The sequence below is a fragment of the Mesobacillus stamsii genome, assembly GCF_030814065.1.
Lineage (GTDB): Bacteria > Bacillota > Bacilli > Bacillales > Cytobacillaceae > Mesobacillus > Mesobacillus stamsii.
On sequence record NZ_JAUSUN010000025.1, the window covers coordinates 14,108 to 25,491 of the forward strand.

The 11,384-nt window shown below is 39.0% G+C and carries 14 protein-coding genes; all 14 read left to right on the top strand.

The features are described 5' to 3' along the window. Positions 1 to 6: 6 nt before the first annotated feature. Positions 7 to 453 carry an urease accessory protein UreE gene (ureE, locus tag J2S25_RS16050; protein ID WP_307192371.1) on the top strand — a complete coding sequence of 149 codons (447 nt, stop codon included), beginning with the start codon at positions 7 to 9 and terminating at the stop codon, positions 451 to 453. Next, on the top strand, positions 446 to 1,135 hold the full coding sequence (locus J2S25_RS16055; protein ID WP_307192372.1) for an urease accessory protein UreF: 690 nt from the start codon (positions 446 to 448) through the stop codon (positions 1,133 to 1,135). The genes ureE and J2S25_RS16055 overlap by 8 nt, the downstream gene beginning before the upstream one ends. A gap of 25 nt (positions 1,136 to 1,160) precedes the next feature. After that, positions 1,161 to 1,775: an urease accessory protein UreG gene (gene ureG / locus J2S25_RS16060; protein ID WP_307192373.1), complete on the top strand. Its 615-nt coding sequence runs from the start codon at positions 1,161 to 1,163 to the stop codon at positions 1,773 to 1,775. Continuing rightward, positions 1,772 to 2,584 carry an urease accessory protein UreD gene (locus J2S25_RS16065; RefSeq protein WP_307192374.1) on the top strand — a complete coding sequence of 271 codons (813 nt, stop codon included), beginning with the start codon at positions 1,772 to 1,774 and terminating at the stop codon, positions 2,582 to 2,584. The genes ureG and J2S25_RS16065 overlap by 4 nt, the downstream gene beginning before the upstream one ends. A 130-nt stretch (positions 2,585 to 2,714) precedes the next feature. Then, positions 2,715 to 3,233 carry a CBO0543 family protein gene (locus tag J2S25_RS16070; RefSeq protein ID WP_044391761.1) on the top strand — a complete coding sequence of 173 codons (519 nt, stop codon included), beginning with the start codon at positions 2,715 to 2,717 and terminating at the stop codon, positions 3,231 to 3,233. A 202-nt stretch (positions 3,234 to 3,435) separates the two neighbouring features. Further along, entirely contained in the window at positions 3,436 to 3,759 is a 324-nt protein-coding gene (locus J2S25_RS16075; protein WP_044391762.1) for a nucleotidyltransferase family protein, read from the top strand. Next, a complete protein-coding gene (locus J2S25_RS16080; protein ID WP_044391763.1) occupies positions 3,735 to 4,133 on the top strand; it encodes an HI0074 family nucleotidyltransferase substrate-binding subunit in 399 nt (132 codons plus the stop codon). The genes J2S25_RS16075 and J2S25_RS16080 overlap by 25 nt, the downstream gene beginning before the upstream one ends. Positions 4,134 to 4,624: 491 nt before the next feature. Continuing rightward, complete coding sequence (locus J2S25_RS16085; RefSeq protein WP_307192375.1) at positions 4,625 to 5,578, top strand: ArsR/SmtB family transcription factor; 954 nt, start codon at positions 4,625 to 4,627, stop codon at positions 5,576 to 5,578. A gap of 154 nt (positions 5,579 to 5,732) precedes the next feature. Beyond that, positions 5,733 to 6,698: a glycoside hydrolase family 43 protein gene (locus tag J2S25_RS16090; RefSeq protein ID WP_307192376.1), complete on the top strand. Its 966-nt coding sequence runs from the start codon at positions 5,733 to 5,735 to the stop codon at positions 6,696 to 6,698. Continuing rightward, positions 6,698 to 7,954 carry an ABC transporter substrate-binding protein gene (locus J2S25_RS16095; protein WP_307192377.1) on the top strand — a complete coding sequence of 419 codons (1,257 nt, stop codon included), beginning with the start codon at positions 6,698 to 6,700 and terminating at the stop codon, positions 7,952 to 7,954. The genes J2S25_RS16090 and J2S25_RS16095 overlap by 1 nt, the downstream gene beginning before the upstream one ends. Positions 7,955 to 8,064: 110 nt before the next feature. Next, entirely contained in the window at positions 8,065 to 8,970 is a 906-nt protein-coding gene (locus J2S25_RS16100) for a carbohydrate ABC transporter permease (protein ID WP_307192378.1), read from the top strand. A gap of 10 nt (positions 8,971 to 8,980) precedes the next feature. Further along, a complete protein-coding gene (locus tag J2S25_RS16105; RefSeq protein WP_307192379.1) occupies positions 8,981 to 9,817 on the top strand; it encodes a carbohydrate ABC transporter permease in 837 nt (278 codons plus the stop codon). 30 nt (positions 9,818 to 9,847) lie between these two features. After that, positions 9,848 to 10,261 carry a hypothetical protein gene (locus J2S25_RS16110; RefSeq protein WP_307192380.1) on the top strand — a complete coding sequence of 138 codons (414 nt, stop codon included), beginning with the start codon at positions 9,848 to 9,850 and terminating at the stop codon, positions 10,259 to 10,261. Between the two features lie 33 nt (positions 10,262 to 10,294). Next, positions 10,295 to 11,371, top strand: a complete 1,077-nt coding sequence (locus tag J2S25_RS16115) for a glycoside hydrolase family 172 protein (RefSeq protein ID WP_307192381.1) — start codon at positions 10,295 to 10,297, stop codon at positions 11,369 to 11,371. Positions 11,372 to 11,384 lie beyond the last annotated feature (13 nt).

The following is an 11,384-nucleotide window of genomic DNA, read 5'->3' on the forward strand; positions in this document are numbered from 1 at the left end:
GATGTTATGATAATTGAAAAAGTGATAGGGAATCTCTCGACGATGGAAAAAAGAACTCCGCATGTTGAACGTGTTTATTTGGAAAGTGATTTATTGGTCAAAAGAATCCTGCCGGTTAGTACAGACCATGGGAGAGAAATTGGAATTCGTCTAAAGGATCATAAAGATTTGGTTGATGGTGATATTCTTCATATGGATGAAAAAAATATGAATGTTATTTCGGTGAAAGAGGAGGATGTGTTAGTAATCATGCCAACTTCGATTGGACAGATGGGTGATATTGCGCATCAGTTAGGAAATCGCCATCTTCCAGCCCAATTTAAAGGGAATGAAATGTTGGTTCAGTATGATTACCTTGTCGAGGAATTGCTTAAACAGGTAAAGGTGCCTTTTAAACGAGAAAATAGAAAAGTGGGTCATGCGTTTCGTCCTATAGGGCATAGTCATGGATAATGAGTTACTTCCTTTGCTCCAATTATGTGATTCTAATTTTCCTTCTGGGGCATTTTCGCACTCATTTGGATTAGAAACATATATCCAAGAACAAGTTATTGTCGATAAGGAAAGCCTTAAAACGGCCATTTCTGCCTTTGTTGATAACCAATTAGTCTTCTCAGATGGACTTGCTTGTAGACTATCCTGTGAAATATTGGAATCAAGCAGAGGTATGAATGAGCTCCTCGAGATTGATCGTCTATTGTATGTGTCGAGTCTTGCGATGGAAACAAGGGAGGGTAATCGCAGGATTGGAGAACGAATGGCGAAGTTGTGTATGGAATTATACTCTTCAACTACCTTAGGGGAGTATCTTCATTTTATAAAAAATAAACAGGGCTACGGTCATTCGGCACTTGTGTTTGCGTTTGTTGCACATCACTTGCAGATGGATAAGGAAAAAATTCTATCAGCATACCTATTTTCCTCTGTGTCATCACTTATTCAAAATGCAGTTCGAGGCGTGCCGCTAGGTCAAACAGATGGTCAAAAGCTATTGGTCGAAATGCAGGCAAAGATTCACGAGGCCAAAAATAGAATTATGAAGCTAACAAAGGAGGATTTAGGTGCGGTAAGTCCGGGTTTGGAAATTGCGCAAATGCGTCATGTGAGGCTATCTGTACGATTGTTTATGTCTTAATTGAGCCTTATGAGGAGAGATGAAGATGGAACCGATACGAATTGGAGTTGGCGGTCCTGTTGGGGCCGGCAAAACAATGCTAGTCGAAAAATTAACAAGAGCTTTGAACAAAGAGCTGAGTATGGCGGTTGTTACAAATGATATTTATACAAAAGAGGATGCAAATTTTTTAATTAAAAATGGAGTACTGCCTGAGGATCGTGTGATTGGTGTGGAAACTGGAGGATGCCCTCATACTGCTATTCGTGAAGATGCTTCTATGAACTTTGCGGCCATTGATGAGCTAATAGAACTTCATCGAGATTTAGAATTGATTTTTGTGGAAAGTGGTGGTGATAATTTAGCTGCTACGTTTAGCCCGGAATTGGTCGACTTTTCCATATATATCATAGATGTTGCCCAAGGAGAAAAAATTCCTAGAAAAGGAGGGCAGGGGATGATTAAATCAGATTTATTTATTATAAATAAGATTGATTTAGCGCCATATGTGGGGGCGAGTTTAGAGATTATGGAAAGAGATACCATTGCAGCAAGAGGGGAAAAGGCATATATATTCACGAATTTGAAGGATGGAACTGGTCTAGATAAGGTCGTTGATTGGATGAAAAGGAATGCATTATTAATGGGATTAGGTTCATGAGCTACACAGGAGTGTTAGATCTTTTCGCCTCAAAAAAGAATGATAAAACGATTATCTCATCGTGCTATTATCAGGGCGCCTTAAAAATAGCACGTCCAATCTACCTAGAAGAACATTCACCTTCTATCTATCTCATTCATGTTGGCGGAGGGTATGTTAATGGAGATTCTTATTTCACTCAAATACAGGTAGATGACAGTGCGCATCTCCTAGTTACTACACAATCGTCAACGAAGGTTTATAAAACTCCTACAGAACCTGTACGTCAGCAAACAAAAATAAAATTGGGATTTGGAAGTGTACTGGAGTACATTCCGGATTCTTTGATTGCGTATGAAGACGCTCGATTTATACAAGAAACTGAGGTTGAAATGGAACGTGATTCCTGTTTTTTTTATAGCGATATCATTACTCCTGGCTGGGCAAAAGATGGGAGTTTTTTTAAATATGAATGGATTCGATCTAAACTTAGGATTTATAGAGATGGACAGCTCGTGTTATTTGATCATCTTTTTTTAGAACCGGATCATCAAATGAACGGAATTATGCAAATGGAAGGATCTACCCATATAGGTACATTCATTCTTATTCATGAGCAGGTGAATAAGAAGTTTTTAGATAAGCTTTATTCTCACCTTATTGGAAATTTTCCTGATGTTCATTTAGGATTATCAGGATTACCTGATCAAGGGGGAATTCTGCGATTATTAGCAAATCATTCTGGAATCATGGAAGCAGTCATAGCAGAAGCCCAAACATATAGTAGGCGCGTGTTGTTAAATAAAGAATCCGTTCTTTGGAGGAAATAGTAACAATGAGTACGGTAAGTTCGAGTTGGGAGACTATGCCATACTTGGTTTTGGTTAATTAACTCGGATAAATGTATATATCATATTTTTATTCAAGCATGGACACCTTATAAGTGGAGGTGTCTAGCATATGAAAGATAGAACTATATTGCACTTATTAACACTATTCGGAATAGGCGGCAGTATAATTTTTTTACTCAGAAAAAAAGGGGAATTAAAGGATTGGTTCCTAATTTTTTTTATTAAAACATTAGTTTCTACACTATTCGATGGTCCAGCCATAAAGAAAAAATATATAAAGTATCCTACTCGCTACATGCCTAAACTGTTTGATTCTAATATTGTATTTTTATATATCCTGTTTCCTCTATCGTGTGTAATCTATAACCAATTTACCTATAAGATGAAGCCACTATACTCTATGCTAAGCGTTTTTCTTTTTAGTGGACCAATGGCATTTTTTGAGGGCTGGCTTGAGAAAAATACAGATTTGGTTGAATACAATAAGGGCTGGAATAGTTTTTATAGCATTTCAGTTCTTACATTTTCTTTTTGGTTGGTTAAATACTTCATGGAGCTTATTCGTTTCTTAGATAGCAAAATAGGCGGTTCTTCTTTTTCAGACAAAGAAACACCAAAATCTTATTAACATCTAGTCCGCAAAATGGAAGAAACCTATTCCTAATAAAAATATGTATAGCTGTCAGCAATATCATTTTAGCTAACATTTTGGTAACGGAATCCAGTAAACTGGGAATGATTAAATTGCTGATTGGGGCAAGTGGAGAAGAGAAATTAATAAAAGAGAAAATGTGTATATGCTATAATGGGACAAAAAAGGTAGGGATATTATGGGTTGTCCTGCAGATTTACGGGAGCGAATTTTAGAACAGCTTAAATCGATTTTGGATGAACAACTCGTTATGGAAAATGTGCGTGTTTACTTATTTGGTTCTTGGGCCCGACAGGAAGAAAAACATAGTTCGGATATCGATATCGCTATAGAATCCGACCTCCCGCTCTCTCCTTTTAAATGGAATAAAATTATCGAACAAATCGAAGAATCTACTATTCCTTACAAGGTAGATGTGGTGGATTTATATAATGCCAAACAGGCGCTAGTCCAAGTAGTGAAAGAGGAGGGGATTTTATGGAAAGATTACGCCAACGATTAGACGCAGCAGAAAAAGCGTTGGCTGCCTTTGAAAAGCTAGCTAACCTTAAAAATCCGAATGATGTAGAACGTGATGCAGCGATTCAACGATTTGAATTTTCTTTCGAGGCTAGTTGGAAAGCGGCTAAACAATATTTGTATGACATAGAAGGGGTGGATGAAGGCTCTCCGAAGGGAGTCATTCGCAGGTGCAGGGAGGTACACTTGTTCAAGGACGAAGAAGCCATTCTAGCACTGGAAATGGTAAATGATCGCAATTTGACTGTCCACACCTATAATGAAGAAGTAGCCATTAAAATACACAAAAACTTGACCAGGTATAATAACCTTCTTCATCAATGGGTTGAACGGATGAATGATAAAGTGATGGAATAGCCATTAAAAGATCAAAGGGCATGCTAATCTCTTTTTTAAAAGAATAAGAAACCACCATGGCTATGAATTGTAGCCACCATCTACAATGAAAATGAATTTCTATTTTCATACAAAAATAGTTTTTATCTATCCTTCCTGCTAACTTTATCGCCAAATAGAAACATTAGGCTCTTCTCACTTTGAGAAGAGCCTTTTTTGATAATTGAAAATGTAAATCTATCAAAATCAATAATATTTCCTAATGTTTAGAAAGAAGATACCTTCAGTTTGTGCATATAGTAAATTTTCTATCATAAACCCACAATTATCTATCCACTTCCAAAGACATTTAGATAGAACTTAAAGTAAAGGAATATTTTAAGCGGAAAAACATTATTTTTACGTATAACAAACAAAAATAGTTGTTTAAAATACTATACAAATAGAAATGTAAGTGCTATCATTTACTTAAAGTTATTTAAAACAAATAAAGTTGTTGGAAAGGAGGATATATGCCAGAGATTTTAGTGGATCGTTCAAAACCAGAGATAGCTAACCGCGTGTTAATAGCAGAGCTAGATAATTTTGTTGAAATAGCGAAAGCGCTCACATCCGATTTGAGAGTGGCGATTTTCAAGCAATTATTGGAACAGCCAATGAATGTAATCGAAATAGCGGAAATGTTTCATATTCCACCTTCTACAGCTGCTGTAAATATTAAGAAATTAGAAGATGCAAATTTGATTAAGACGGAAATGATCCCAGGAACAAGAGGTACACAGAAATTATGTGTCGCTTTATATAGCCGTATCATACTGGAAACGAAAAAGGTGGAACAAGAAAAAGGAGACAATTTTGTATTGATACCGATGCCGATTGGTCACTATTTTGATTTCAAAGTTTCTCCTACTTGTGGAATTGTTAGTGATACGAGTATTATTGGCGAGTTTGACGATCCTAAGTCTTTTCTTGAACCCGAAAGAATCAACGCTCAACTGATTTGGTTTCGAAAAGGGTATGTTGAATATCGATTCCCGAATAAAGGACCTCATGGAGCCAAAATGAAAAATTTTGAGCTGTCGATGGAAATTTGTTCGGAGGCACCATTGTTTAATTTGAATTGGCCATCGGACATTACACTTTGGGTTAATGGAGTGGACATTGGCACATGGACCAGCCCTGGTGACTTTGGGGGAGAGCGAGGGGTATTGACACCTTCCTGGTGGGGAAATGAAAATACCCAGTTTGGGCTGTTGAAAACATGGAAAGTAAATGGCAATGGCTCTTACATTGATGGGCGATTGATTTCTCAAGTGACCTTGAAAGACCTCCATGTAGAACAAGAACCGTTTATAACCGTGAGAATTGGTGTTAAGGAGTCTGCTCAAAATGATGGCGGCGTTAACTTGTTTGGCAAAAAGTTTGGAAATTATGAAAAAGACCTTGTAATAAAGTTGGAATTTTAAGCTGCCTGCCATTTCTATTCAATAGAGATTATATATAAAGGTAGGAATTTTAAAGAGGGGGGTGGGGAATGTTTTATCTAGAAACAAGCTGAAATTCATTGTTGCGATTATTGTGGTCCTCAGTTTGGTGGCTGGAATAAAAGGAGTACTATTTATGAAAACTGAAAGAACAGTCAAATATACAAATCCAGTCGGTGGGATAACGAATATAGGCGATCCCTTTGTATTAAAGGACAAGGATACGTATTATATGTATGCTACCTCGGCAGCAACCATTGGATTTAGGGCTTGGCAGTCTTCTAACCTGGTGGATTGGGAAGACAAGGGTCTCGTTTTCGACAGTTATGAACAACCGAACCAGTGGGCGACAGGGGACTTTTGGGCTCCGGAAGTAGTAATGCACAATGGCGAATTTTTTATGACCTATAGTGCACGAAATGCAGACGGCCATTTGCAGATTTCTATAGCTAAAAGCAAAGACCCTTTAGGACCTTTTAAAGATGTAAGTACGGAAATTGTTCAGCAAGAAGGCTCTTATATTGATGGCCATATTTTTTTTGAAGAGGATGGAACTCCGTATTTCTATTATGTAAAGGACAATTACGAAAATATCATAAACGGAAAGCATGTCAGCCAGATTTTTGTTCAGAAAATGACGGAAGACCTTACGGAGTTGACAGGTGAACCCAAGCTGCTGCTCGAACCGGACCAGGATTGGGAAGGGCTTGGCGGAGAGTATCAATGGAATGAAGGACCGTTTGTAATAAAAAATGATCATAAATATTATCTCATGTATTCGGCTAACTTCTATGCAAGTTCTGATTATGGAGTTGGTTATGCAGTTTCGGATAGCCCAATGGGTCCTTTTAAAAAATCAGACGAAAATCCGATTTTGTCAAAGGATCTGGAAAACGGGATTTCCGGGCCGGGTCATAATAGTGTGACGGTGGGGCTTGATGGAAAAACTCTTTACACCGTCTACCACACTCATACTGATCCGGAAGCTCCAAGTGGAGATAGGCAAATGAATATAGACCGACTCTATTTTGATGGTGGGAAATTAAAAATTGATGGTCCTTCTCATTCAGAGAGGGAAATAAGCTTAGGGGGGAATAAGTAATGAAGAAGAAGACGAAAATTTTATCTGCTTTAATGCTTAGTGCATCATTAATATTAAGCGCTTGCAATAGCGGTGGCGACCAAAATTCAGGTGGGGACAGCAATAATGAAAAGAAAGAAATCCTGCTTTGGAGTGGTACGACTGGTCCGGATGGCGACTTGATCAAAAAGGACATCGACCGCTATAATGCAACAAACCCTGATTACAAAGTTAAAATTGTTTCTATGGAAGGTGCGGTATTAGGAAATAAATTAGCAACTGTTACTCGTTCAGGGAAAGGGGTACCGGATATCGCACTCATAGCTTCAGAAGCAGTGTCCACCTATCACGCACAAGGAATGCTGGAACCGTGGGATACATTCATTGATGGCACTGAAGTAAAGGGCGACAACTATCTCAAAGAAGCTTGGCAGGTTGGAACAGTAGAAGGCAAGCAATACGGTGTACCTGCAACAATGGGTAGCTGGGTAATGTACTACAATAAAGATTTAGTAGATAAGTATGTGCCAGGTGCAGCAGATGACAATATCATCACGTATGAAGAGGTCGAAAAAGCGGGGGCTGCAGCTAAAGCAGATGGAATTTATGCTTATGGTTTCACTTGGGGAATGCAGAACTTTAACAATCTTTATCTGCAAATGGGCGGCAAATTCTCTGATGGAGAAAAACCAACCATCGATAATGAAACAGCTGTAAAGACAATAGAAGAATTCAAAAAACTTCATGACCTTGGTTATATGAATAAAAAAGGCGAGGACATGAACAAATTATTCAATAATGGAAAAGTCATTTTCTTACCAGAAGGTACTTGGATGCTGTCGCAAATGAACAAAATTACAAACTTTAAATGGGCTCAGACGTTCACACCGCAATGGGATGCTGGAAAGATCATTCAAGGTTCAGGTGCAGACCAGTTTGCCATGTTCGTCAGCAAAGAACGGTCCGAAGCGAAAATCAAGAGTACGGTTAAATTCCTTGAGTGGCTGCAAGGAAACCAAACTGAGTGGATTAAATCGGGTGCGAATCCAACATCTTTAGCTATGTTGGACAATGAAGAATATACTAAAATGCCACAATCCTTCTTGTTAAAAACAGATAAGGCACGTGAAGCAGTTACCATTGTCACAGATCCAGGCAGCTCTTATGTGTTTGGAGAAATCGATGCTGGTATTTGGGATATGATCCAGGGCAAAGCAGATATCAAAGAACAGTTGAAAAAAATTCAGCAAACAGTCAATGACAAAATGGCTCAATAACAAGCTTAACATGGGGAGGAGGAACCTGTTTCTCCTCCTTTTCTTTCCACAATCTTAGTATTAGGCACATAAACGTGCCTGTGCTTTTCTTAAAAATGAGGTGAAAACTAATGGAAGCAATCACTGATAAACCCCAAACAAAAAAGCGGAAAAAACCAAATTTGTGGCCCATTTTATTCGTCGGTCCACATTTACTTTTATTTCTCATTTTTTTTCTAGCTCCATCGATATTCGGAATCTATATTTCATTTACGAAATGGAATTTATTCACTTCACCTGAATTTGTAGGGATGGATAACTTCCGTACCATATTATTCGATGAAAACTCCAGCTTCTATGATCAGTTTTATACAGGGATGAAGAACACGTTTATTTTTGTTCTCATTTCCGTACCGTTCAGCATTATTGTCCCATTATTAATTGCAACCGCCCTTTCTGTGAAGCCCAGATTAAACAGGCTGTTCCAGTCTCTGTTTTATCTGCCTTCCCTATTTGCTATATCTGCAGTCATGATTGTTTGGAACTTTTTGTTAAGCGTAACGTATGGACCACTGGAGAACTATTTTGGCATTTCCACAAACATGTTGGATAATCAGCCATATGCATGGATCTCACTCGTGCTAGTAACGATTTGGTGGACGATTGGCGGGAATATGGTTATCTATTTGGCGGCGTTAAATGGAGTGCCAAAAGATCTCATTGAAGCAGCAGAACTTGATGGAGCAGGCATTTTCAACAAATTTTTCCGAGTAACACTTCCGAGCATAAAATATCAAATTCTTTTTACAACCGTTATGACGACAATTGCCCAGTTTAACGTCTACGGTCAGCCGTTGATGCTTACAGGCGGTGGTCCCAACAACTCAACCGAAGTATTATTGATGTATATTCAAAGAAATGCATTTGGTTCTGGAATGTCGATTGCGGGTATTTCATCGGCGATGGCTGTCATGCTTGGTATTTGTATTATGATTGTTTCGGCAATCCAATTCTTCCTATTAAGGGATCGTGATTAGGGGTGGCATTATGAAGCAAAATAGCACTTCAAAAATAGTGGCTTTCGTGTTTCTCATCATTATGGCAATTTTATGGGCATTTCCAATCCTTTGGGGTATCTTTACCTCATTTAAGTCGGAAGAAGAAATTACTGCAGCAGGGGCTACGTTTCTGCCAATTCATTGGTCCATAAGCAATTATGCTGAGCTGCTATTTAACAATCAATCAACTCCGATTGTGAAATGGTTTACTAATTCCTTGATTATTTCTGTCGGGCATACGATTCTTGTACTGGTGGTTGTATCTCTGGCGTCCTATGGGTATACAAGGCTTGAATTTAAGGGTCGCGATTTACTATTTGGAATGTTATTAGCATCGATGATGTTTCCGGGCATCGTTAACTTGATCCCGTTATATGGCATTATGGATAAGCTTGGCTGGGTGAACAACTTCTTAGCCGTCATTGTGCCAGGGGCAGCCGGTGTCTTTAATATTTTTCTTGTTCGCCAGTTTGTTCTCGGCATACCAAAAACATTTGATGAATCAGCACGAATTGATGGTGCTAGTGAGTTTCAAATTTTTTGGCATATTATCCTGCCGCTTTTAAAGCCAGTTCTAACGGTTGTAGCATTATTTAGTTTTACAGGGGCCTGGAACGACTTCCTTTGGCCGTCTATTGTACTGAATGATATTGACAAACTTCCGATTACGCCAGGACTCCAATTGCTGCAGGGGCAATATTTGACTTATCCGGGGATCGGAACTGCAGGTGCATTGATTGCTCTCGTACCAACCTTCCTGCTTTATTTGTTTGCACAAAGATATTTCATGCAATCTATGTCATTATCTTCCGGTGTAAAAGGGTAAAGCGCCCAAAGTTGGGTTAGGGGGATGGAAATGAGCAGATCGTTTGAACGATACATTATTTATGTAGCAAGTGGCTGGCAAATAGTAACAGGGTTTATTACCATGTTCTTTTACGCAACTTATATCAAAAAACAGGGTGTGGAAGCAAGTTTAGGTAATCTGCAATTTGCAGAACGAAAGGGCATGGAATCCCTCTTTGACAGTTTATTCACCTACACTGTTACGTATGGACTGTTTTTTATCCTCATAGGAAGTTTGAACATTCTTTTTGCAAAAAAGATCTTAAAGGATGAAACGATTCAATATAAGCTTCCGCTTTACTGGATTGGATTAGCAGTTATTTGTTACTTTTTATCTGACTTTATCAGCGTAGCCTTGTTAATGACTGGCGCAGTCATTGTTTTGGCAAAAAACAAACCGATAAAAGCTGCAAACAGAGAATGAAAATAATAACTGTGGAAAGGGAGGAAATTCAGTATGTTTAATGGTTTAGGAATGGGACTTGGCCAGTTATCGAGACTATCTAAAGCAAAAACTAGGTCAATCAGTCCAGAAAATTATACAGGGGCAAAGGGAAAGGGCGGCATGGCTACTGAAGGGACGGGATCTGGACCATCACGGGAACTGGGACAGGGATGGAAGGTTTCTCCTTCTGTATTGGTTAAGCAAAACTCTACTCATGTGGTCGCAGATATACAGGAACAAGGTGCCATCCAGCATATTTGGCTAACCTGTCATCCAGATTCGTGGCGAAGGATGATTTTGCGTATGTACTGGGATGGAGAGGAATTTCCATCCGTAGAAGTACCTTTAGGAGATTTCTTTTGCAATGGCTGGACTGAAAGGGTAAATGTGAATTCCATCCCAATCTCTGTAAACCCAGCTGGTGGGTTTAATAGTTATTGGGAAATGCCATTCAGGAAGTCTGCAAAAATAACAATGGAAAACATTTCGAATGAGGATTACTATCTCTATTATCAAGTGGATTATACGATTACCGATGTCCCAAATGATGTGGCTTACTTCCACGCACAATGGAACAGAAGCAACCCGCTAAAATACAAGGACGTTCATACTATTGTTGAGGGCGTTAAGGGACATGGTCATTATGTAGGAACATACATCGCCTGGCAGGTCAACAGTAATGACTGGTGGGGTGAGGGAGAAGTGAAGTTTTATTTGGACGGGGATGAGGAGTTTCCTACCATCTGCGGGACTGGAACAGAGGACTACTTTGGCGGCGCATGGAACTGGGAACAGCCAAAAGGGCAATACTGCCCATATTCTACACCCTATCTTGGCATGCATCAGGTTATTAAGCCGGATGGTTTATATCAGGCTCAACAAAGATTTGGAATGTACAGATGGCATATCATGGACCCAATAAGGTTTGAGCAAAATTTAAAGGTAACCATTCAGGCACTTGGATGGCGATCTGAAGGAAGATATCTGCCATTGCAGGACGATATAGCATCTGTTGCCTATTGGTATCAAGCTGAGCCTCACAATCCTTATCCAAAAATGGCTGATAAGAATGAGCTGGAAGTAATTTAAAAAATCCTTGGTA